This window comes from Pseudoalteromonas sp. S3431 (genome assembly GCF_000690035.1).
Classification (GTDB): domain Bacteria; phylum Pseudomonadota; class Gammaproteobacteria; order Enterobacterales; family Alteromonadaceae; genus Pseudoalteromonas; species Pseudoalteromonas fuliginea.
In genome coordinates this window covers 71,882-95,096 of sequence record NZ_JJNY01000045.1, presented here as the reverse complement: position 1 = coordinate 95,096, position 23,215 = coordinate 71,882, and the positions used below count along the sequence as shown (strand labels likewise).

Here is a 23,215-nt window from a genome sequence, read left to right as displayed (position 1 = left end):
AATGAGATAAAAATGAAAAAAATATTAACGTCGGCAATTATATTACTTACAAGTATCAACCAAGCACACGCATTTAGCCAAGAAACCCATAAGCGGATTGTTATTGACGCTGTAAGTTATATGGAGCAAAACCCACAATCAACGCAATATGCAGCACTGTCGCAATATGCTTTACAAAATAAAATGTCAGTCTCACAACTGGCTGAGCTACTAGGGCAAGCAGCCTATGATGTTGATGATTTTGAAGATACTTTTTTATGTGGTGCCATTACAGGCTCTTGTGTCCAAGCTCCTCTTTGGGGCGCGGCTGAAAGCATTGTAAAATATACTAGCTATTGGCACTTTCAAAACCATACGCAAGGCGCTGATCAGCATGGTAATGATTTTGGCGGCTATAACTACGACAAACTCACTGTATGGGGCACCATTGATAGCTTAGCTGCGGCTTGGTTAAAAGGAGACTATTTAGATGATGGAAAGGGAAGAGAAACGGGCTGGTTTAATGCTGACTCTTCAAAATATAATAGTTATGACATTACCGAAGCTCATTACCGAATTGATAGTCAATCAAACTATAGTATGTATAATGATTTTGAAAAAATCCCTTTTCAACCAATCGATAACTTAGGCCAATACTGGTTTCAAAGCTATTTAGACAGTGGTAATCCACAGGTACTGGGCTTTGTATTTCATACAACTGATTTACTTCAGCCGCATCACACATGGACAACTTCAGATTTAAATCACTCTAGCTGGGAAGGCTGGATAAAGGATTATTATGATCAAGAACAACTCAATGATCCTAGCTTAATACGTCAAGCAATAAATACCTTTTCACCGTTAGATAAAGCCTCAACGGATGTACGTCCATTGCTAACCCAAGGCGGCTCTTTTTCGTACGCTCAAGGAGGTATTGTGCTTAATTCGGAAGATCATTACGACCGTGTTGATACCGCAAAACAAGTTATCCCTCATGCTATTGCAATGGTTGTACATTTATTAAATCATGCCATGGTTGCCCGCTAATGAGGTATTTAGTCTACCTATGTGTAGTAATGTTTGGGCTGCTTTACAGCAGCCAAGCATTTACGAGTGTTGAAAAGTACACACCCGCTGAAATACAGTTGATGCATCAAATATATCAACAGCAAAATAGTGACATTAGTCTTTCGCAAACACGCTATCGTTTATACGAAAACCAATTTTTACTAAGTGAAGCAAAACGCCTAATGCCCAACAAGGTAGCGCGTTTGTCTGATGTCGGTTTTACCACCGGTTACCATGTAGAGCGCTACCTAAATAACCTTTTTATAAATCAACTACATTTACCACCGAGCATCGAAGCTTCTAATAATGTTAAACATTTTACGGCCAGCTGGCTTACAAACACATTAGGTGAATATCCTGCAAATGGACAATATTCTGAAACGAAAAAAAACACATTAAATTTAGTAAAACTTGAAAATTTTGCGTTTCCTGCAATGTCTGTTTATGACTTCATTAAACCACTTTCTATGCAAATACGGTTTAGATTGCATCAAGGCGATAACCAGTTATTTCATACAGAAATAGCTAAAAAGCATCAATATTTTATAAATTTAGAAAAAGCGACCAACGCGTTTAAAGCAAAAGATATCAACATTGATAATTTAATAAGCATTGCTCAAGGTGACATCTTGCGCCCTTCGATTCAAAGCTGGCTTGGCGTAAAAGACATGATGCATGGACAAAGCCCGATACTCGAACAATTAGAAAAACAAGTTTCCGAACAACAAATAAATCAGTATTACCAAAAGAATAAAAGTCGCTTCAAATATTTATACCAAATAACAGCCCAAGGTGCTGAATTTAAAAACAGAAATGACGCGGTTAAATTTAAAAATGAAGTGGCAAAGAGTACTTTCAAAGTTGCTTTAAAAGCGGCTAATATGAATGATATTTATAGTAAATTTAATAATAATATCAATCGAGAGCATAAAAAAGAGTGGGTAGTACAACTTGCATTTACGCAAAATGAGAATGAGCTTTCTGAAGTCATTCGTTCGCCAACGGGATTATGGGTTGTGGTGTTAACTAGTGACTATGAATATAAATATTTTGCAGCAACGGGCCAAACAGTTCGCTATCAAGCGATTAAGTCTGTGGCGTTACAAAATGCGCATCAGCAATACCAGCAAAAGTGGGCTGCGTGGCACACACAAAATGAGATTAAGTTATGAAAATAAAGCTCCCGGCACTCATTATAATGTCTTTAGGCATCACCCTCATATACTACTTATCTGGCTCCACCGAGCAGAAAAAAATGGTACTAGCGACTAAACAACCAACAGATGAGCGTCCTACAATAAAGCAAACAGTACACACCGTAAAAAAAATTGAAGATGTACATTCTTCAAATATTAAAAAAAGTACCTTGAATGAGCATGCTCAACAGGCAATTACCGAACCGAATTACTTACCCCCACTAAATAAAAGTAAACTAAGCAGTGTTCAATACAAGGGGGATTTAGACGACTATAAAGCCTACGAACAATTTCAACAAGAGAAGCGGCGCGCACTAGAAAGTAGCTTTGTAAGTGCTGTTAATAGCAAAGTAGCAACGCTAGAAAACTTACTTGCTAAAGGGCGTAAACAAGGAATGAAGCAAGAGCAGCTTCAAGAAGCGATTGATAAAATTGCTCTGCTGAAAAAAACACAAAAGCACTTAATTAGCCTGAACTCTGGTCAAGATATTTACTAACGTATTGAATAATAGTGATATTTAAATTTATTTTCTCTAGCAAGAGATTTTCAGTGAAAACAAGGCGAATTTACGCGTCAATAGCTAGCCTATTGCCAGTAAATTCAACGTAGTTAGCGCTGAAAATAGCTGCTTGAGATAGATTTATTATCCAGAGTTCAGGTTAATTAGCCAAGACTAAGAGAACGCTCTAGATTCAAGACCATTTAAAACTCTATTGCATAAAAAAAGCCGTCTCAAGCGAGACGGCTAAACAATCAGGGGAAACTAAGGTTAAACAGGGTTTATTTATCTTCGATTAAATGACCTTGCCCTATCTGAATTTTACGAGGTTTAAGTGCTTCTGGGATTTCACGCTGAAGCTCTATGCTCAATAAGCCGTTAGCTAAATCTGCACCAAGTACTTTTACATGATCGCCAAGCTGAAATTTACGCTCAAAGTTACGCTCCGCTATACCTTGATGAATAAACTTACGTTCATTATTCTCATCTTTATTAGCCTTAGTACCGGCGACTTTCAACGTGTTGTTTTCTGACTCAATGGTCAACTCGTTATCACTAAAACCAGCAACGGCCATAGTAATTCTGTATTTGTCTTTATCGAGCGCTTCAATGTTATAAGGAGGAAAACTTGGCTGTTTGTCTGTACTTGCTGCCGCATCCATAAGTGATGCTAAATGTTCGAAGCCGATAAATGAACGATAAAGTGGTGATAAATCTACTGTACGCATAATAATATCCTCATATTTAAGCGATATTTTGCATGTGCTTTTCTATTGAACAAGCTCAAGCAAAGTATAATTAATAATATAAATTTCAATTGTTTAAGTTTAATTTAGGACCCATCAGGCGTCCTACTTAACTATATATGGACGGTAAAATTGTTTTCAAGTAAATTTATTAAAAAATAAAATATAAATTTAAGCGCGCTATTAAACACGCCTAAATTTATGCATAACAACTTAAGAAAATGTTCCTCTAATAGGGTAATCATTTTCGCGTGTATATTGAATACCTGAAAGTAACTGCTGCATATCAGGGCGTGAAAACGGGCTGTTTGATTTATCTAAAACTTGCACTTGATTTTGCTCGTTTAGGACAATAATTGCAGGCTCTGCAAACGGATGATCTGTCTCAGTGTTACTTCTTGGCTCACTGATATACAAACCTAATTCAGTCATTTGCTCAAGCGTTAAATTATAATAAAGAGGAAAATTAACGTCTAGCTTTTCAAAGTGCGCTTCCAACTGAGCATGGCTATCACCACTTACAGCAACAACTTCAACACCAATATCTTTAAAATCTTGAGTCATTTTAGCCAAAGCATTTAATTGCTTCGTACACATAGGGCAATGCTGACCTCGATAAACAACTATCATTTTCCATGGAGCATCTGTTATACGCTGCGTAATATCAACCTGTTCTCGCTCTGTATTACTTACAATCAGCTCAGAGAGTTTTGATGCGGGTTTTACTGTGTTATTACTCATAATGTTCTCCTTAAGAAATGTTATAAACCATTTACCAAATAGAGCTTAGGGCAGATAACTAATTTTCAAGAGGATAAATTGTAACCAAGATTGAATTATCGACTCTAATAACATCAATACATACATAATCTATTTAAATAAACTTAGCTAAACGCATTATAAAAATACCTCTGAAGCTTTGCAGCTAATTCAAAACATTTTCTGCATCGTGTAATTAATTATGCTTATGGCACGCTTTATAAAGCTTCAAATATAGCCATTAATGGTAAAGCTAAAAGAAAGGTTGGTATTAGACCCAAAGGTCGTTTTATTGGTAAGCAGATTTATTTTTGGTAACAAATTTATGACGATTTTTAATGCGCAATATGTCATTTTATTTTGTACGCTAAAATTAACGATTGAAATTTTGGTAAACTGTAACTTTATGTCAGCTTATTCGGATTCATTGGGCTAAAGCTAATCAAGTGAAGTATATGCCGGCATAAAGTTACAAACAAAGCTTTACAAAGTTAGATTCCTGAAAGCACAATCGACTGGTACGGACTGCGCTATGCACCATGAGAGGACGTTGGCAATGTTAATTGCTTGTTATATGCCCATCGGTATAGGCTTTAACTTAGCTGATAAATACAAAGGATGAGCAGGCTCCCCTGATTTATTTAATTTTAAATAATTTAAGTTAGGCATTAGTTCCAAAATTTGTTTAGAACGCTTTAAAAAAGAACCGTCATTACCCCATGCACCAATAACTAATTGTGCATCATTGGATAATTTTGTAAGCCAAGCGTCATTATTTGAACCAATAGGATCTTTAGCTGATTTCATATCTCGTGGTTCGGTTGCTCTGTATGCAAATAAATTAGACATGCATACACCACCGTAACCCCAAAATTTAGCAAAATTTATACAACGAATTAGTGTTGGATCATCATTATTTTCATCTGCCGTCGATGGATTTAAACCAATAAACATAACTATTGGTTTTGTTGTATCCCATGTTCTCCATAGTGCATATCTGTATTTACGGCATTCAGAAAGTTCAGCAGTATTCTTCATGTCTGGAACCTCTAAGGGTATATAACGAGGCTGTAGAATAACTCCAACAGCAAAATCCAATTAAAAATCGAGTTCCTGTAATTAACGCTAAGCGCTTTTAAAGCATTAGGTAATCATATGGAAACCATAAAACAGGCTTTTTTCTTAAAAAGAGTAATTCTACAGCCTCCATTGGCATTTAAGTGGATACGAATCCTATTTAGATGCTGGAAAACACATACGCCCTAAGATGAATCAACTTACTTAACCGCATTGAAAAGTAAGGGATCATCGCTGTTAAAATTTGCGGTGGAAAGTGAGCTTTAGCGCTTGCTGTCCACCTCAGGGCGTGTTGTTAGTTTTTTATTAACGCTTCAATATCAAAGTCTTCAGAAAAATAATCTTTATAGACTTGAACTTCAGCTTCGGTAAAACCAAATTCATAAATGAATTTCTCTGCTATTTTTTCAGGATTAGGGTCTAATATTTTAATTTTTGGTTTGTTAACTCTTTTCATGAATGACTGTATAAAAAGCTGAGTACTCTTTATATCTGTTTTAGGAAATGAATAGCCAATAAGAATTATCTCATCAGCCTTTTGAATTGCTTCTGATGTTTTAGACCAAAGTGAACCAAACAACTCTCCATATTGATCATATTTCTTTTGTTTAACAGGAGGAATAATCAATGGAATTGTCGGCACGCCATCTCGAGGTGCTTTCCCTTTTTCGAAGTGCGGTTTAGGTTGGCTAACAAATTCAATTTTTTGCCCATCTGGATCATATGCGACCATATCTAAATTTACAGGATAATACCCATAAGAAAAACGTCCATAACCTCCCATAAAGCGTCCTCGGTGGCATGGATAAGGCTCCTCTGTCGACTCATATACATATACGTCTTCGGGTTTCACAAGTCGATTTAGAGTTGTAAAACCATCAAGCATATTTGGATGAATTGTTAACCAATTTGTTGACCCATGAAGTTTTAACAATTGAACCATTTCATTGTTTGATCTGTTAACTGAGTCGTCCCAACCGTTCCTATAAACAGATTTAGGACTGAAGCTATACCCTTGATTCACATTCCAATTTGATGTGTGCTCTAGAGCTCGTTCAATTAATGTATCCCAGTTAAATGTAGCTATCACGTCATTTTTGGAAACTGATTCTACTAGTTTTAAATGAGGCTTTGAAATAGGTCCATTTTGAATCTCATTAATCACAAATGAAAATAAATAAATTAACTCATTATAAGACATTTGGTGAAACATTGATTCATTTTTGTTTCCTGCATCAAGTTCAATTTGTATATCTTCTTCAATAGATGAATGAAAATCTTCTATATCTATACCTTTACGAAGATAAGAATATGGATCAATACCATACTTATTCGTAATATATAAATGAATTTGCCCCTGTAATACCCATAAATTATTTGGTATCTCTAGCTTGTCATATGTTTCAAAAAAATCACAAGCAATTGGCATTCTTATTCCTGTTTTAGAGTCTCCATACGCTTTGGAAGCACCAGCACCTAATATAAAAAGTTTCACTATAAACTCCCAAAAAAACTAACGAGCCTGTAGATTAACTCGTTTTTTATTTATTTTTATTGATAAATAGACCATAGCTGAGTTCCTATTTTGGTTCAATTGATTACTGTATTTTTACGTAACATATAAAAAAGTGTTTGGTGTTGTTTTAATTGGCGTTTTGGACGGGATTACGGGTGTTTTAGTGGCTTTATTTTGGGTTAAAAGGGCTTCCCCTTCTTAATGCATCGTGTTTTGCAGCTTTTCTATATTATGAACAAGGTAATACAGTTGCCGCAGCGTAAACTAAAGGCATTCACTTTCATTTGACCCCGCAAGGTCAATTTATTCATCCCTTTATTTACTGTAATATTCCGCTTTTTATTCAAAGGAAAGTCGATTCAATACAGCCGAGTCGTTTGCTATTCTTTAATAAACAGCTATCGTCGTCCAATTGGGCTGTCTATTTTTACTTTCATTTTGTCTACATAGCTCAGCTTTTTACGTGATTCGTTATTTATAAAAATACACTCTTCATACTGTTTTTGTTGGCTTTTTTCGCAATAATTAGGATGGGTATCATCCTAATTATTTGTGGTATCACCAGTAAAGGCCCTTGTAAAAAGCTCAAAAAAAAGAAATTAACATTGCGCTAGGCAATGACTACTTAGCTTCACAAGGTATAGCGTCATTGAGAGATATTTGGATCGGTATTCATTACTGGAGATGAACCGCTCATTGCGGACCCGCATGATGGGAGGTGTGGGCGCTGGAGGTTAGAGACCTCCGGCTACCCGATTATAAGCGAAACCATTTTATTTGCATATTTTTTCAACCTCTTCGTATGCAACAACAAAGTCTGGTGAAATTACAACCTTTTTAAGCAAATTATCCTCGCTTAAATAAGACCAAAGTATGTGATTACTGTCTTCAGATTTTTGAGTAATACTATCTTTATTTTCTCTCAAGTCTTCACAAGAGGGAATATTAGAATACTTATTAAGCAAGATTATTTCTCTTTTTATTATATCTTCATTGCGATCGTCAGATATGCTAGTTGCATATAAATATCCAACAGTTCCGCCAAAGAGAACTCCTAGAGTTAGATAAATTAGTGCTTTCATAGATTATAACTCCTAAGCCATATCAACAAATACCGGAGTATTCATAGGTGACCAACTAAATAATTTTTTTGCATCATCTTCACTTAGGCGAACACAACCATGAGATCCTAATGATTCAATACCAACGACTTTTAAAAAGGATGTAACACTTACAGCATTTGATTGATGGATAGCTTTACCATCATTTGTAAAAAACATCGCATAATCCATTTGTGCATTATATGCACGGCTTCTGTATTTTTGATGCTTTCTGAATATATGGTGTAAAGAAGGCTTTATTGCCGTAGGGTGTTTTTTATCGCCAGAGGCGCAATGAAATTCATGTATTTTCTTTTTTCCATCGTAAGCGTAAAGATTTTGATCATCCAAATCAACGATAATATGTTTCCCTGTAAGTCTTACACCACCAAGGTATAAAATAGTAGAGCCACTTGGACTAACTACTCCATCAGCCTTATTTCTTCCCTGTATACTGGCTTGAAAGTCTGAAATACACTGTGTTAACTCCTGAATAATATTTGGGGAGCAGGAGTTTGGAATTTTTAATCGAAGAAGTTTTTCTCGGTAGTACGGATCTTTTTTTCTATTTTCTAATAATGAAATGACACTCCTTAAGTCTGTATTGCTGTTAGTTCCTCCCTTACCAACTTTGTTGAAAATATAGTTAGCTGTTCCTATATCATGTTTTTTTTTGGGTGTTGCACAGTTACCTTGTGACACTTTACTTCATCCTTGTATGAGTTAAAAAATAATCGAATGTATACTAACAGTTACATAAAATAATTACTGCCAGTAACGGAGCTTATAACGAGCCTGTAAATTAACTCGTTTTTAAATTTATTTTTATTGATAAATAGACCATAGCTGAGTTCCTATTTTGGTTCAATCGATTACTGTGTTTTTCATAGAATATAAAAGCTGGTTTGGTATTGTTTCAATTGGTGTTTTGGAAGAGATTACGGGTGTTTGAGTGGCTTTTATTTAGGGTGAAAAGGCTTGCACTTCTTAATACATCGCTTTTTGCAGCTTTTCTATTTATGAACAAGGCAATACAATTGCCGCAGCGTAAACTAAAGGCATTCACTTTCATTTGACCCCGTAAGGTCAATTTATTCATCCCTTTATTTACTGTAATATTGCACTTTTTACCTAAAGGAAAGCCGCTCCAATACAGCCAAGTCGTTTGCCATTCTTTAATAAACAGCTATCGTCGACCTATGGGGTTGTCTATTTTTACTTTAATTTAACAAACTAACAAAAATATGCCACTAAATTTATTTTTAGGTTCAGAGTCTGTTTCTTTTTGTACAGGGTTAATTCCCCCGACACATTTATAAATAAAATGTTCGTCTCACACGCTTTGGCAATTCGGCGGCTACTGATCAAACCATGTGCATAGCCCAGTAAAATAATCTTTAGCATTACCGAAGGCGGATACGCGGCAGGCCCGTTTTGTCGTTGTTATACCACGTGTCAAATCCCGATAAATCGAGTTTATTTTCGACGATATAACAAAGGGCATATTCAAAGGTACCTGGCAGAATTTGCTCAGCGAAATTGATAGGAATGAATTTGTTTTGACAGGATAAGTCAGGCTTGACTTATCACCAAAAAAAAGTGCCATAACAGTTTACCATGGGTGAATAATGCCTATTAGATCACAGCGAACAGAGGGATTGAAGGTTAAAAAACATTCAATTAAAAATAGTGGTATACGTTCCTAAAAAGAGTAACTCTACCACGTCCGATGCAGTAACTTGTTATGTGTTTTTTCAACTAGATAGTCAAGAAATAGCCTTATAATTGGATTTTTATATATACCTTGTTTATATACAGCATAAACGCTACCACTAGACTGCTCATTAAGAAGCGGCTCCCAATCTCGTAAGCAAACCACAAGCTGCCCACTTTTCACATAGTCAGATACTATCCAGTTTGAAAGCTGAACGACACCAAGACCACACAAGGCTGCCTCCAATAAGGGTGTGCCGCCTTTTGATTTAAGATTACCACTAACTAAGACCTTAGTCTTACGACGATTTTTTTTAAAATGCCAGTAAGTTCTTCGCCTCTCTTGATTGAGTAATAAGCAATTATGTAATGACAAATCTTCAGGTTTTTCAATATTGTCATTTTTTGACAAGTAATCTGGTGACGCACAAACAAAGGTATGATTTGGGATAATGTTACAAAATTTTAAACTCGAATCTTTCGGTGTTCCTATACAAATTGCCAAATCAATATTTTCCCCTGCTAGATCAACCACCTTATTCTCTAGCTCAATTTCAATTGCTATCTTTGGGTATTTTTTCAAGAATTCAGGGATTATGGGACAAACACTTAACCGACCAAAACTCTCAAACACTGAAACCCTCAAATTTCCTTCAGGCTCTTTATGACTGTCAGTCATAGACATAAGTATAGAATCACAATTAGAGACCAGATTAGAGGCTCCCTCTAAAAAAATATAGCCCTTATCTGTCAGTAATAATTGGCGCGTGCTACGTTTAAATAGCTCGGATTTCAGCTCATATTCAAGATTATCAATGGCACGAGTAACTGATGACGGAGCCATATTTAATACTTTGGCAGCTTTAGAAAAGCTACCCAACTCAACGACCTTTAAAAATATACGAACAGACTTTAACATAATAACCTTTGCGTTTTATGCAAGATTGTTTGGCTTATAGCATATATTCTAATCATTATTTGATAGGCATACAATGTATCGCGTCACTCATTTACACAAGCGAGAAAAAATATGCCGAGAGTACCTTTTGAAAATATACCCGAGAATTTAATGAACTGCATGATGCAAACAGAGAAATACATCAAGAGCTTAAACATTATTGATGAGTCTTTTATGGAGGTGTTGAGATACAGGGTCTCAGTGATAAACCAGTGCGCTTACTGCATTGAAATGCACTTTAAAGAAGCTATTGCTGCGGGTGAAAGTGAATTGCGTATTTACTCATCGTCGGCATGGAAAGAAACGAACTTTTATAACGAATCAGAGCAAGCATTACTGGAATGGACTGAGTCTGTCACAAAGCTCAATGACTCTACAGACCAAAGGCAACAATCGTTTACTAACTTGAAAAAATATTTCAGCCAAGATGATATTTCAAATTTAACCTTATCAATCGTACAAATTAATTCTTGGAATCGTTTGGCAAAATCTTTTGGCTTTGAGGCCGGTAATTATCAAGTTGGACAACATTAGTAGATTCACTATTCGGCGTCATTAATCGCTGCCTGACACATAACACTTTAGTATTTATGCAACACGCAGTTTGTGTTGCATAATCGCTTGTTGGGCTGAGGCGCTACCTGCTCGGTGTGTCAGAGCAGGTGTTGTTTATGCTATGGGAATTTGCTTTTTATGGCCTAACCAATATCTAGCCAATTTAATTGGCGTGTCCATCGCATCTAAGCTGTCCCTGCACTGCTCAGCGTTTGTTATGTCGTTATTACACTTAAATTTGGCTTGATAAGCAACCACTGTAAATTATTTCAGTTTTGACTTGTTCAATGAGTGTATTCATGGCTTACCTTCAAGTAATGGGTGGCCAAAATCACTGTACCACTACAATGTGCTATTTGCAGACGGTCAGGAGCTTCAGGAGCTTCAGGAGCTATAACGTCTAAAGTCTGGATTTGTCTGGCTTTCTGAAAATTCGCAATATTTTGCATAGTATTTTCCATTCGATTTCAGTTTATATAACAGTCATAAGCTTTTATGACATATTTATTGGAGCGTGTTAATAGTCGTTTGCCTATTAGCGGTAATGTATTTTGCTAAGTCTTCCACTGCCTCATTCGAATTTATTACTTGGTTCGACAAATAAACATCTGGTTCGATAGGTTGCTGACAATGCTCTTTTCCAGATGGGCGAGTAAAGATAAGTGTCGGCATGGTTAGTTCTAAATTAGAACCAGACAAAACATGAGTTTCTATACGCCCAGTAGTGCAAGACCTTACATTTGAGTGACCCGCAATGACAGCTTGTCGAGAGTCCTGTAGTGAGGTTAAAAAAAAAATAGTGGATGAATAACTGAGCGGCCCCATTAGTAAATATGCCCGTCCAGGTATCTTTAAACCCTTATGCGCGTCGACAGGCACTAATTGATTAAATGTGCCTTCAATAATCTCACCTTGTTTACCCTGAATAGGTCCTAGTTTAATATTTCGTTCCGTCATACGAATTTTAAAGTTTGACAGAAATGGAAATGGCTTGCTCGCAATGTAAGGTGCAATACCTTGCTGCCAATAGTGATCGGTCCCCCCCGGGTTGTGGCGAACGTCGATAATCACATCTTTGACGTTCGCATCTTTAAACGCCTGCCATGTTTCATCTAGAAATGTGAAAAAAGGTTGTTCTTGTTCTTGAGAATAAAAAAAGCGATCGACACGCAAATACCCTATGTCATTGTCTAGTATTCGACTTTGGACAAATTCCCTCACACCACCATTGTGATTTTCTGGGTCATCACTGACACCCATTATAGATAATTGCTTGCGCTTATTTTTATGCATAAACTCAATTTGATAATCTTTGCTACTACCAAACAGTAACCAGTACATTTTGTTAAATCGACTGGCAGTAAAAGCAGCCCTAAACTCTAATGAGTCGCCATACATTCTTGCCAACATAGTTTCAATTATTTTTGATGCCCTAACTCCGTTGACTGAGGTAATCTCATCACCGATTTTAATATCTGAATAGCCCTCAAGAGTTTCCGCCACAAGCAAACGTTGGGATGCATCTATCATTACGTCAAATGGAAATAGACGACCACCTTTCTGAATGTGGCTCTTAAATTGCTCATCAAGCTGTGGCGAAGCAATTAGCATGTGTCCATCTTTAAAGTAAGGATTCAGCTGAGAGAAGTATTTCCATGCTTCATAATGTGTCATGGGTGAAGTTATACCTTCTGACAAGGATTCTATCTGCGATTTAACTTCAGATACATCCATAGTAAAGCCCGGATCTGGGTGGATCGTATCAAGGCGTTCACTTAGCTCAGTCAGGTTGCTTTTTAATGCCTTAATGCTCACTATCTTGCCAGATGAAGACAGGTTAGTCTGAGTATTACCTTCTTGCGTTATTGTGTTTTTTGCAAATGGCTTTGGTTCATTCAAGCTAGTGCAGCCAACTACAAACGCAATAAGCAAAATTAAAATTATATTCTTCAATTTTTTGTCCTCATTTCTCTTTTCCACTATATAAATCGACTGATGAACCTTGTTATCCACTTGCAAATAATTTTCAAGTTTGCTTGATACAGCGGCAAAAGTAGCTACTCGTACCCGAGGTTAATAAATATTCACCAAACGTTTTATCCACGGCGATTAGGAGCTGTATTAAAGAGGTGTTCATGAGAAAAAGCGTCTGATTTTGACGAGTTGGACGTGCGATTCGGTCGGTTCGCACTTATTCACTATCGAGTTTCAGTTGTTTCCTATACTGGCTTGGGGTCATTCCTTTGAATTGCTTGAAAACGGCATTAAAGGTACTTTTTGAGGAAAACCCAGCAGATAGAGCTAGATCAATAAGTCTCTCTTTTGGATTAGAAGAGATTTGAGAACAGACTGTTTTTATTCTGTATTCGTTAACAAATTGATAAAAGTTCTTATTTGCTTGCTGATTGAGGATTTCAGATAAGTGATGACTACTAAGGTTGGTATATCTTGCTAGCGCATCTAAGGTAAGTTCACTTTCTAGATAAGGTTGCTCTTCTTCCATATATTGAACAATGTTTTCTAATAATTTAGCTCTAGTATTAGAGTCGAAGCATTGTGCCTTGGTTGTCGAGTTGAGTGCTTCCGCTGGAGTTTCACCCAAGTTATCAATGACAAATAAGTTTGGCTCACGCCACTGAGCCATCGAAACGCTGTATATCAAAGTAAAGGCAATGAGATCACTAGCAATAGCCAAAGTAGAATTTGCACCGATTATTGTGCTGACAGCTTCTGTCAGCAACATTCCTGCGTACAAATTTAATACTATCCATAACAAGGTAAATATTTTGGGATTAAAGTTGGAAAGCGTATCACGCGCATGGCGTCCACTTTTAGTTATCAGTTTGACACTCAATGCTAAATAAAAAAATGCCTGTACGAACATAATAATCTGAGTCAGCAGTTGGATATTTTCTTTGTGAAAAGCGTTATTAGCGATGTTGATTTTTTCAGTCGGGGTAGAAAATAAAAAATCTATATTTAAGAGAAGACAAAGTAATAACGGCGTAGCGTGAATACCATCCTTTAAATGGAATGACTTTTTAATTATCGCTGACCGAAAATATAAATATAAAAATGCACCAAAGCTGGCGGGAACAAAGTAGCCCCATCCAATTAAATTGGCAAAAACAGTATCCTCAGCATGCACTACAATCAAAGGGCTGCAGAAATAAAATGCTTGAAAAAGACACCAAACGCCCATTATGCGCCCAGTATTGTTAACGCCAGCACTAAACAAAAGCATTGCTGCTAATAAAATGCCTTGGAATGTTCCGATGGCATGAAGATATTGCATTGGCAAGGAAGTAAACAGCATGGGGATAGTTGTAAATAGAAATTAGGTAGATGTTTAATGTTGCTAGGTTAGCAGATTGCTAAACTTATTGTTAGCTGTGTCTGACATTTTATTCAGTTTGAGCTGTAGAGGTGATTCCAGAAAACAGAGCCAACGAGATCAAATCTTGACTTCATACTTTGCAATTCTTGACCGTCCGCCGATCGCTCTAAATCGACCATTAATTACTATACAAAGACACTGATTGTATTGAATGCTAACTTGCTACGCTTAATTGCTTTTACAGTATGTTATTTAAGTAGAACTTGCTGAGTTTATTTTAAAGTGTGTGATGGCATGGGTAATGAAATAAAAAATAAATTTTTATTAATGTGCTTTAGGTTAAATTATATAAGAGGTTTAACACCCAAATGAGGAATTTGGGTGGCAGTCTTACCAGCCACATCTCGGCACACACGTCACAAACTGTGGCTGCTCCCTTCCGGGCCTGACCAGGTTCGCCTGCTAGTGTTGCGAGAGGACCAATAAGACTACCATTGAGGGCCTTGGTTGGCGCGGGGGGATTATCTCTACTTTTGCTCTGTTATTCAAGGGGTAATCTAAAAAGAAAGTGCGATTGCATACTTCATATACAATCGCGGTGCATTTAGCTGTTTTAATGCGTATTAATTGCTCTCTAACTGAGTTTTAATATTACGTAATGCTGCTTTTACTTTTTTCATGTTCTCAGGGCCCATGCGTAAAAGTTGTTTTTGTGCAGCTGGTAATTGCTCCCACTCTGAAAATGCATATTGATATGTTACTGAATTACGAAGTAATGGTAAGTCGCCCTCAGGTTCTGGCGTATCAAGTAACAAATCAATTGCATCGGTTAGGGTTTGATTAAACTCATCATCGCCGTAACCTATTTCAGTGTATGCACTATTAATAAGCGGTTTATATTCTTCGTACATACGCACTGCTTGAGCTGCACTCATACTGGTGAATACTTTTACATACGGTGTATAACGCTCATAGCTATTAGGATCAATCGTTAAAATATCTCCTTCTGTTACGCTAAAACTCTCTTCTGGCTTAATAACAGGTGTATGCTTTTTGGCGATTTTGCCTTGGGCAATGTTATCTATAAATACAACACCACGGCGAATCACATCGTCGGTTATCATTAAGCTCATCACAGAATCACTTAAGTACTCATCCATTTTAGCAACAACCACCGTGTCACTTTCGTCAAGCGTCACTAATGGTTCTACTTTTGGGGCAGGCTCAACAGCGCGTTGTGTTGGCACTTCAAGTTCTTTAGGTTCCTCTGGTTTTACTGCAGAAGGAGTATCAATAATAGGAGCAATTTCTGGTTTAAGCTCCATTATTGGCTGCTCTTTAACTGGCGGCTCTACCTCTGTGCGTGTTACTTTTTCATCACTTGGTTTAAGTAATACGAAGGCAGCCGCGCATGCTACGACTATTAAAATAATAACGGCAAAAAGAAGATTGTTATTAGGTGGACGTTTTTGAACATCTGACACTTCTGGTTTATCTGACATACGAACTCCATAAAAAATTAAAATGCGATATCACTTAGAATACGCTAAGTGGATTAAATTCATTCTGACACACATACTATGACATTTAATAACACGGCAATAATAGCTCAAAGGTTAAGCGCTAAATTGTAAAGTTAAATAATGTAATGAGTATAAGGGCAGTTATCCTTTGATTCTTCTAGCTTAAAGACTTACAGTGAATAAATAAAGCAAAGACGTAGAACAGTTTAACCACCAATATGAAAATCAAGCAAGTTGATCCCAAAAAACCTAAAATAGCCTTGTTACTTACAGGTGGTGGCGCACGTGCTGCTTACCAAGTGGGCGTACTAAAAGCACTCGCTCATAGCATGCCGCGTACAGCTCCATTACCATTTAGGGTAATAAATGGCACCTCAGCTGGGGCAATTAATTCTGCAGCGTTAGCATGTTACGCCTCGTGTGCGCATTTGGCTGTACGAAAGCTCGAATCTGTTTGGAAAAACTTTTCAACCTCTATGGTGTACAAAAGCGACTTTTTAAGTGTGTTTGGTCATATTGCGCGTAATATTTTAACAAGCTTTCAGTCGGAGCATATTAATCACCCGCCTGCTAGCTTGCTAAATAATCGCCCTCTTCGTAGTTTATTAAACGAAATTTTAGATTTACACCGCATTGAACGCAATTTACATCGTAATTATTTAGATGCGCTGTCTATTACGGCCTCAAGTTATACAACGGGTGACTCGGTTGCATTTTTTCAATCTAATACGCAAACATCTTGGCAGCGTGCTAAACGCGAGGGTCGTGCTACGCGCATTAATGTTGAGCATTTAATGGCGTCGAGTGCCATTCCGATGGTATTTCCTAGCGTAAATATTTATAACCATTACTTTGGTGATGGCTCTATACATCAGCTTTCACCGCTTAGTCCATCGATTCACTTAGGCGCTGAAAAAATATTTATTATTGGGGTCGATCAACCTAAAGAATTACACCCACCGGGTTACTCTGCGCATTACCCAGGGCTTTCTGCTGTTGCAGGGCATTTACTCGACAGTGTATTTACCGACACTATGCAATCGGATTTAGAACGTTTGGACCGTATTAACCGAACCCTAGGGCTATTACCTGCACGCGATAAACATCAAGAGCTTAAACAAATTGATACGTTTGTAATTAACCCTTCGCAAAATTTTAATGCCATTGCAGCGCAGTATTACAACGATATGCCATGGGCTATTAAAGTATTGCTACGTACCATAGGTGTAAAAAAGCATTCGCAATCGAGCTTAACCAGTTATCTATTGTTTGAAAAACGCTACACCCAGCATTTAATGCAAATTGGCTATGAAGACGGTATGAAAAAATTACCGGAGATACGCAAGTTTTTAGAACTAGATTAAGCCCAAACAGAAACGTTATTCTATTCCGTCGAGCAGGTAGTGCTCTACTCGCTCAACGCGCCTTGGTTTTCCTTGCAGTACTAATATATCGTTAGCCAGTAATAAGGTTTGATCCGATGGAGCGTCTATTTCGCGATCTTGCCTGCGTAACGCTTTTATAAACACTCTTCGTTTTGTTAAATTAAGCTCACTAATACTTTTATTTACAGCAAACGCTTTATCGGGCAAAGCTATAACATGCAGGTATTCTAATCTATCGCTATTATTTTCATCGCTATCAATGTGCTCACCGGAAAAAAAGCTTTGCAAAAATTTATAGCGATTACGGCGCTCTTTACTTACACGCCTAACAATTCGGCTCATGGGTACACCCGACATAGATAAAACATGCGACACTAACATTAAACTTGCTTCTAAAGTTTCGGGCACAACTTCGGTTACCCCCAATTCTTTTAACTTTTCGAGCTGACTGTCATCTCGCGTGCGTACAAGTATTTTAACGTCGGGCGCTATTTGCTTTATAGCGTCTATTACTATTTGTGTTTGCTCAAATTCAGTAAAGGTAATAATGACTAAGCGTGCACGCTCTACCCCTGCACATTTTAAAATGTCTTTTTGTTTAACGTGTCCAAATATTACGGGTTCTCCAGCGGCTTTACCTTCTTGAACGAGTATTGGGTTACTCTCAATAGCGACATATTCTATTGCCTCTGGTTTTAAAAACCGCGCAATGGTTTGCCCAACTCTTGAAAAGCCACAAATAACAACATGATTACTGTAAAGCGCGCTACTTTTAGGTTCATTTTCCCATCCCATACTTGCGCGTTTTAATACGCCTAAACGTTTTAAAATAAGCGGTGTTTTATCAATTAAAAATGGTGTAAAGGCCATTGAAAGTACACCCAATGCAATTAAAAATGAGGTTTGATCACTCGTTAATAATTGCTGTTGTCCACTTAAGGCAATAAGTACAAAACCAAACTCCCCCATTTGCCAAAGCATAATTGCACAAGCCAATGCATCTTGTCTTCGCTCACCCATAAACTGCGCGCTTATTGCAACAACGGTTATTTTTAAAATTAATAAGCCAAGTAACGCACCAATTATAAATAAGCCATTACTAAACACATATAATAAATCAAGCTGCATGCCGACAGTTACAAAAAAAAGGCCCATTAAAATATCGCGAAAGGGCCTTATATCAGCCTCTAGTTGGTGTCTGTAATGACTCTCGCCCAACATCATACCGGCTAAAAAAGCGCCAAGAGCCATTGATAGACCAAACATATATGTTAGCAACGCGGCAAATAACGCAACCAGTAATGTTGTAAGCACAAATAACTCATCAGTGCGTACTAGCGCTATTTCGTTAAATACTTTAGGCAGTATCCATTTGCCTATAGCCCATAACAATAGGCAAACAAATGCGCCTTTAGTTAATGCAAAAGCAAGCGCCCAACTAATGCTTTGTGAATCGCTAGATGCTAATAAAGGAAGGATAATAAGCAAGGGAACAACCGCTATATCTTGAAATAACAATACACCAACGGCTAGTTGTCCACGACGCTGGTTTAGCTCGCCGGTTTCTTTTAATAACTTAACCACCACGGCAGTGGATGAAAGCGCCATAATGATACTAATAGCAAAGCTAGTTAATAAGCTGAAATTTAAGCAATATAAAACAACAATAAGTATCAGGCTGGTCACAACTACTTGTAGTGACCCAAGGCCAAACACAATATTGCGCATTGCCATTAAACGTGAAATAGAAAACTCTAACCCTAAGCTAAATAACAAAAATACAATACCAAGCTCTGCCACAAAGTCGATTTCGTGCGTGTGTGCCATCCAACCAATACCATGGCTGCCAGCTAAAACCCCTGTTGCTAGATACGCCAAAATAGGCGGCAATCCAATGCGCTTAAAAAACCATACAAAAAGTACTGCAACAACTAATAAGCCAAAAAATTGAACATTAATACTCTGCAAACTGAACCTCACGCTTGAATTAAACCAAGGGACTTACATTAAATATAGCAACCATCTGTTTTTCGGCCAGTTTTAAAATATGGCATAGAAATAGCTTAGTAATTGTAAAGCAACACCCTCGGGGGAGAATTTAATGGAAAACGTCCATATTTTGACACAACGTGTATCAGGTCGCGGTGATTTTTTGCCGTTCTCGGCAGAACACACACGTGTAGATGAACCAACTGAAACACACGAACTTGTTACTGAACTACAAACTAGTTTAGTTATTGAAGATGTTTTAGCTATGTATGCTAAGTTCGCAAAACAATTGCTAAACTTTTCGGGTATACAGTTTCAATCGACGCTTGGCACAGCGCAAACATCAGATAGTGATACAAACAATACACCCTATATTTTTGACTTAACAATAGCAGCAGAACACTTAGGGCAACTAATTTACTTTAGTAAATATCCTCTTAGTGCTGTAATTGAAAAAAAATTACGCGTTTTACATACCGCATTAATTTACCCACTTCGAAATGCGATGATGTATAGCCGAGTATTAAAACTTGCGACAAAAGATACCTTAACGGGATTAAATAACCGTAGTCAATTTAATGATATTTTGTCGCAAAAACTCGAAAATTGTCGCCGCTACCAACGTCCTTTTAGCTTAATGCTGCTCGACTTAGATAACTTTAAACAAGTTAACGATAACTTTGGTCATAAAGTGGGCGACGATACATTGAAAGAATTCGCTAAAGTTTTATGTAGCAGTATTCGTGGTACAGACTCAGTATTTAGGTTTGGCGGCGATGAGTTCTCAATTTTAATCGAAGACCCTGAGTTTACAACTAACAAAGTAGTTGCTGAACGGATCATGCGCCTTGTTAGAGAATCAAGTTTAATGTCGCAATATGGCGTAACAACCAGCATAGGTTTTACCTTAGCAAGCAGTCAAGATTGTGATAATGAGATATTTTCTCGCGCAGATAAAGGGCTGTATAAAGCAAAGGCCTCGGGCAGAAACTGTGCTAAAGCATATTAAAATTTAAAAATACATTTAAAATAAAAGAGTCTAACTTCCCCCGTTAGGCTTTTTTATTTTGCTGTATTGTCCTGTTTAAAACTCAGGACAACACACTAAAAAGCATGACTTAACGCTCTGACTTTATTGGTAAAAATCCATATATAACAAGCACTAAGCAAAAACCAAAAAAGAAACCACTCACTAAGTTAAGTAATGCAGCACTCTTTGCAATTGGCGTGAATAAAACTAAAATTAACGGCGTACTCACTCCTAAAACAAAAAACAGCCCACCTTTACCTAACCAATAAGCCAGTAATAATGCACCACATAATATTCCACCAGCAATAGCGTGACCCAAAGTAATTAGGTTAAGCGAAAACAAGGCATTAGCTAATACCGCGACGATAGCTGTAACTAACATCCCCAGTGGTGCTTTGTTTACTAGTGACAAGCCTACATGTGGTTGTTCTGTCATTATTTACACTCCCAAAAAATACCTGTTTCGTCAAGATGATTGGCACTCATAAAGTAGCCAACCACTTGAACCAATTCGTCATTATAAAAAATTAATGGCACATTAGCACGTAACCAAGGGGCTACTTTTGCATCTTTAAACCAATGTTTTAATGTATTACCACCTGGTTTTTTTTCCGGTTTGATCCGCGCATTGTTACAGTTAAAACGCACAGTAACTTTTTCATGCTTAAACGGCGGTCGAATACCCTTGCCATTTTTTTTTATTAGCAAACGGTCATCATTAAACTTAAGCTCATCACTTACAAGCATTTGATCTTGTAAGATTTGATATGGATTCACAAAATACAAATAGCCTTGATGGCGACGTACTTGCCCACCAGCCAAATCAATAAGCATTTGCGAATCGCTCTTAGCGCACATAGCTTGATTAATAATTTGCTCAAGTTGTTTTTGAGATGGCATAATTTGTGTAAATAATGCAAGCCACGCACGCACTATATTTGCAATGCGCGCAGTGCTGTATTCGCTTATTTTATTAATACACAATGCTTGATGCTGGTTAATACACTTATTTAAATCAAGCTGAGTATATTCATCTAGTAATGTTTGTTGTTGCTGCAGTAGCTCAATACTTCGCGCTGTACATTGCTCAAACCCATTAAAGCGTTCGGCTAATAATGGAATAACTTTGGAACGTAAGAAGTTTCGATCAAAGCGCTCATCTGTATTAGAGTCATCAGTAATATGCTTAATATTAAACTGCGCCGCAAACGCTTCTATATCGCTTCGCTTTACGTTTAACAATGGCCTAAAACATACACGGCCACTTTGCAGCAAACGCACTTGGTGCATGGCGCCAAGCCCTTTTAAACCCGAGCCACGCTTTAAGCGTAGTAAAAACGTTTCTACTTGGTCGTTTAAATGTTGGCCCAATAAAACAATGCTGCCTTGTGGGCTTAGCTCATCAAGTGCTTTGTAACGTGCATCGCGAGCTTGGGCTTCAAGGCTCGTACGCGACTGCTGCTCAATTACAACTTTTGCGGCTTTAAAAGGCACATCAAGCTCAATACATACGTTTTTGCAAAAGCGTTGCCAGTCATCGGCATACTGGCTCAAGCCATGGTGAACATAAATAGCCGATACATCAATTGCAGGGTTATCGGCTCTTAAAGCACGCATTAAATGCAGCAACACCACAGAATCAACACCACCAGAAAGCGCCACAGTAAAAACAGTGTTACCTTGCTCAATATAGCTATTTAGTGATTTTTTTAATTGCTGATAAATTGCTGTTGTATGCATATGGCCGCACTTTTATATAAAAACTCTGAACATTTTAAAGCAAAAAAGCCGCATAAGCGGCTTTTTTTTAACAATTAATGTGTTTAGCAATAACCAAACGACATTAAACGTTTGTAACGTTGATCAAGCATTTCTTCAAGCGTAAGCGCTTGTAAGTCTGCTAGGTCACGCTTAAGGCGTACTTTTAAGTTACGTGCCATAGCATCGTAATTACGATGTGCACCACCTAGAGGCTCATCAACTAAGTTGTTGATTAAGTCTAGCTCTTTAACGCGCTCTGCAGTTACACCCATTGCTTCTGCTGCAAGCGGTGCTTTGTCAGCGCTTTTCCAAAGAATAGACGCACAACCTTCAGGCGAAATTACAGAATAAGTGCTGTACTGCAACATGTTAACTCTGTCGCCAACACCAATTGCTAATGCACCACCTGAACCGCCTTCACCAATAACCGTACATATTGTCGGCACTTTAAGTGACGCCATTACTTTTAAGTTACGTGCGATTGCTTCAGATTGACCACGTTCTTCAGCGCCAACACCTGGGTATGCACCTGGTGTGTCAATAAAGGTCATGATTGGCATTTTAAAACGCTCAGCCATTTCCATTAAGCGTAATGCTTTACGGTAACCTTCTGGCTTTGGCATACCAAAGTTACGTTTAATTTTTTCAGCAGTATCACGACCTTTTTGTTGGCCAATAACCATTACTGGTTCGCCATCTAAACGCGCAATGCCACCTAAAATAGCTGGATCGTTAGCAAAAGTACGATCGCCAGCAAACTCGTCAAATTCCGTGAAAATGCGCTCGATATAATCTCGAGTGTAAGGACGCAACGGATGACGTGCTAACTGTGATACTTGCCAAGCGCCTAAATTAGAAAAAATCTCCTGTTTTTGTTTGGCACTTTTTTCTTTTAATTTGCTGACTTCCTCTTCTAACTCAAGGTCTAATTCGCCAGCGCGGCTGATACTTTGTAATTCTTCAATTTTTGCTTCTAATTCTGCAATTGGAAGCTCAAAATCAAGATAATTGAGGCTCATGCTC

At 37.6% G+C, this 23,215-nt stretch carries 20 protein-coding genes, 1 other RNA gene and 3 pseudogenes; 7 read left to right on the top strand and 17 right to left on the bottom strand.

Annotated features, from left to right (window positions below; genetic code table 11):
- Nucleotides 1-12 precede the first annotated feature (12 nt).
- Genes DO88_RS07565 through DO88_RS07575 form a run of 3 tightly spaced genes read left to right on the top strand, consistent with a single transcriptional unit; the run spans nucleotide 13 to nucleotide 2,740 of the window.
- Nucleotides 13-1,026: a hypothetical protein gene (locus DO88_RS07565; protein ID WP_007378508.1), complete on the top strand. Its 1,014-nt coding sequence runs from the start codon at nucleotides 13-15 to the stop codon at nucleotides 1,024-1,026.
- Between the two features lie 29 nt (nucleotides 1,027-1,055).
- Entirely contained in the window at nucleotides 1,056-2,219 is a 1,164-nt protein-coding gene (locus DO88_RS07570; RefSeq protein ID WP_033039731.1) for a peptidyl-prolyl cis-trans isomerase, read from the top strand.
- Nucleotides 2,216-2,740 carry a hypothetical protein gene (locus DO88_RS07575; RefSeq protein ID WP_232224807.1) on the top strand — a complete coding sequence of 175 codons (525 nt, stop codon included), beginning with the start codon at nucleotides 2,216-2,218 and terminating at the stop codon, nucleotides 2,738-2,740. Before DO88_RS07570 ends, DO88_RS07575 begins: the two co-directional genes overlap by 4 nt.
- Nucleotides 2,741-3,024: 284 nt before the next feature.
- Here the strand turns inward: DO88_RS07575 and DO88_RS07580 are convergent, their stop codons facing one another.
- The 3 genes from DO88_RS07580 to DO88_RS07595 all read right to left on the bottom strand — a co-directional run bounded on the left by DO88_RS07580 (nucleotide 3,025) and on the right by DO88_RS07595 (nucleotide 5,286).
- On the bottom strand, nucleotides 3,025-3,471 hold the full coding sequence (locus tag DO88_RS07580; RefSeq protein ID WP_007378511.1) for an Hsp20 family protein: 447 nt from the start codon (nucleotides 3,469-3,471) through the stop codon (nucleotides 3,025-3,027).
- Nucleotides 3,472-3,702: 231 nt separating this feature from the next.
- Nucleotides 3,703-4,230, bottom strand: a complete 528-nt coding sequence (locus DO88_RS07585; RefSeq protein WP_033028534.1) for a redoxin domain-containing protein — start codon at nucleotides 4,228-4,230, stop codon at nucleotides 3,703-3,705.
- A 588-nt stretch (nucleotides 4,231-4,818) separates the two neighbouring features.
- Nucleotides 4,819-5,286, bottom strand: a complete 468-nt coding sequence (locus tag DO88_RS07595) for a DUF1643 domain-containing protein (protein WP_008133942.1) — start codon at nucleotides 5,284-5,286, stop codon at nucleotides 4,819-4,821.
- A 171-nt stretch (nucleotides 5,287-5,457) separates the two neighbouring features.
- Between DO88_RS07595 and DO88_RS19120 the strand changes: the two are divergent.
- Nucleotides 5,458-5,592, top strand: a pseudogene (locus DO88_RS19120) (IS110 family transposase); the annotation flags it as partial.
- A 28-nt stretch (nucleotides 5,593-5,620) separates the two neighbouring features.
- Here DO88_RS19120 and DO88_RS07600 read toward each other — a convergent pair.
- The 6 genes and pseudogenes from DO88_RS07600 to DO88_RS07610 form a co-directional block, all read right to left on the bottom strand.
- Nucleotides 5,621-6,820 carry a hypothetical protein gene (locus DO88_RS07600; RefSeq protein WP_033039728.1) on the bottom strand — a complete coding sequence of 400 codons (1,200 nt, stop codon included), beginning with the start codon at nucleotides 6,818-6,820 and terminating at the stop codon, nucleotides 5,621-5,623.
- 219 nt (nucleotides 6,821-7,039) lie between these two features.
- Nucleotides 7,040-7,323, bottom strand: a pseudogene (locus DO88_RS19250) (hypothetical protein); the annotation flags it as partial.
- Between the two features lie 291 nt (nucleotides 7,324-7,614).
- Nucleotides 7,615-7,923: a hypothetical protein gene (locus DO88_RS07605; RefSeq protein WP_033014984.1), complete on the bottom strand. Its 309-nt coding sequence runs from the start codon at nucleotides 7,921-7,923 to the stop codon at nucleotides 7,615-7,617.
- Nucleotides 7,924-7,935: 12 nt separating this feature from the next.
- A complete protein-coding gene (locus tag DO88_RS18585) occupies nucleotides 7,936-8,643 on the bottom strand; it encodes a L,D-transpeptidase (protein WP_050482447.1) in 708 nt (235 codons plus the stop codon).
- A gap of 594 nt (nucleotides 8,644-9,237) precedes the next feature.
- Nucleotides 9,238-9,491, bottom strand: a pseudogene (locus tag DO88_RS19245) (transposase); the annotation flags it as partial.
- Between the two features lie 167 nt (nucleotides 9,492-9,658).
- Nucleotides 9,659-10,573, bottom strand: coding sequence for a LysR family transcriptional regulator (locus DO88_RS07610; RefSeq protein WP_033039727.1), 915 nt, complete (start codon nucleotides 10,571-10,573; stop codon nucleotides 9,659-9,661).
- Between the two features lie 111 nt (nucleotides 10,574-10,684).
- Between DO88_RS07610 and DO88_RS07615 the strand changes: the two genes are divergently transcribed.
- Nucleotides 10,685-11,146: a carboxymuconolactone decarboxylase family protein gene (locus tag DO88_RS07615; protein ID WP_033039725.1), complete on the top strand. Its 462-nt coding sequence runs from the start codon at nucleotides 10,685-10,687 to the stop codon at nucleotides 11,144-11,146.
- A 525-nt stretch (nucleotides 11,147-11,671) separates the two neighbouring features.
- Here the strand turns inward: DO88_RS07615 and DO88_RS07620 are convergent.
- The 4 genes from DO88_RS07620 to DO88_RS07630 form a co-directional block, all read right to left on the bottom strand.
- Nucleotides 11,672-13,120: a S41 family peptidase gene (locus DO88_RS07620; RefSeq protein ID WP_033039766.1), complete on the bottom strand. Its 1,449-nt coding sequence runs from the start codon at nucleotides 13,118-13,120 to the stop codon at nucleotides 11,672-11,674.
- A gap of 238 nt (nucleotides 13,121-13,358) precedes the next feature.
- A complete protein-coding gene (locus tag DO88_RS07625; protein ID WP_007376788.1) occupies nucleotides 13,359-14,483 on the bottom strand; it encodes a helix-turn-helix domain-containing protein in 1,125 nt (374 codons plus the stop codon).
- 409 nt (nucleotides 14,484-14,892) lie between these two features.
- Nucleotides 14,893-14,989, bottom strand: an RNA gene (ffs, locus tag DO88_RS18755) — signal recognition particle sRNA small type.
- A 138-nt stretch (nucleotides 14,990-15,127) separates the two neighbouring features.
- Nucleotides 15,128-16,006 (bottom strand): DUF3014 domain-containing protein, encoded by an 879-nt coding sequence (locus tag DO88_RS07630; RefSeq protein WP_033039724.1) that lies wholly within the window; start codon nucleotides 16,004-16,006, stop codon nucleotides 15,128-15,130.
- 239 nt (nucleotides 16,007-16,245) lie between these two features.
- On the opposite strand from DO88_RS07630, the gene DO88_RS07635 reads away from it, so the two are divergent.
- Complete coding sequence (locus DO88_RS07635) at nucleotides 16,246-17,391, top strand: patatin-like phospholipase family protein (protein ID WP_007376790.1); 1,146 nt, start codon at nucleotides 16,246-16,248, stop codon at nucleotides 17,389-17,391.
- 15 nt (nucleotides 17,392-17,406) lie between these two features.
- Here the strand turns inward: DO88_RS07635 and DO88_RS07640 are convergent, their stop codons facing one another.
- On the bottom strand, nucleotides 17,407-19,380 hold the full coding sequence (locus DO88_RS07640) for a monovalent cation:proton antiporter-2 (CPA2) family protein (protein ID WP_033039722.1): 1,974 nt from the start codon (nucleotides 19,378-19,380) through the stop codon (nucleotides 17,407-17,409).
- Between the two features lie 133 nt (nucleotides 19,381-19,513).
- Between DO88_RS07640 and DO88_RS07645 the strand changes: the two genes are divergently transcribed.
- A complete protein-coding gene (locus tag DO88_RS07645) occupies nucleotides 19,514-20,410 on the top strand; it encodes a GGDEF domain-containing protein (protein WP_033028546.1) in 897 nt (298 codons plus the stop codon).
- A gap of 109 nt (nucleotides 20,411-20,519) precedes the next feature.
- Here DO88_RS07645 and DO88_RS07650 read toward each other — a convergent pair whose 3' ends face one another.
- The 3 genes from DO88_RS07650 to accA all read right to left on the bottom strand — a co-directional run bounded on the left by DO88_RS07650 (nucleotide 20,520) and on the right by accA (nucleotide 23,211).
- Nucleotides 20,520-20,867, bottom strand: a complete 348-nt coding sequence (locus tag DO88_RS07650; RefSeq protein ID WP_033039717.1) for a hypothetical protein — start codon at nucleotides 20,865-20,867, stop codon at nucleotides 20,520-20,522.
- Complete coding sequence (gene tilS / locus DO88_RS07655) at nucleotides 20,867-22,171, bottom strand: tRNA lysidine(34) synthetase TilS (RefSeq protein ID WP_033039715.1); 1,305 nt, start codon at nucleotides 22,169-22,171, stop codon at nucleotides 20,867-20,869. The genes DO88_RS07650 and tilS overlap by 1 nt, the downstream gene beginning before the upstream one ends.
- 83 nt (nucleotides 22,172-22,254) lie before the next feature.
- Nucleotides 22,255-23,211 carry an acetyl-CoA carboxylase carboxyl transferase subunit alpha gene (gene accA / locus DO88_RS07660; protein WP_002958297.1) on the bottom strand — a complete coding sequence of 319 codons (957 nt, stop codon included), beginning with the start codon at nucleotides 23,209-23,211 and terminating at the stop codon, nucleotides 22,255-22,257.
- Nucleotides 23,212-23,215 lie beyond the last annotated feature (4 nt).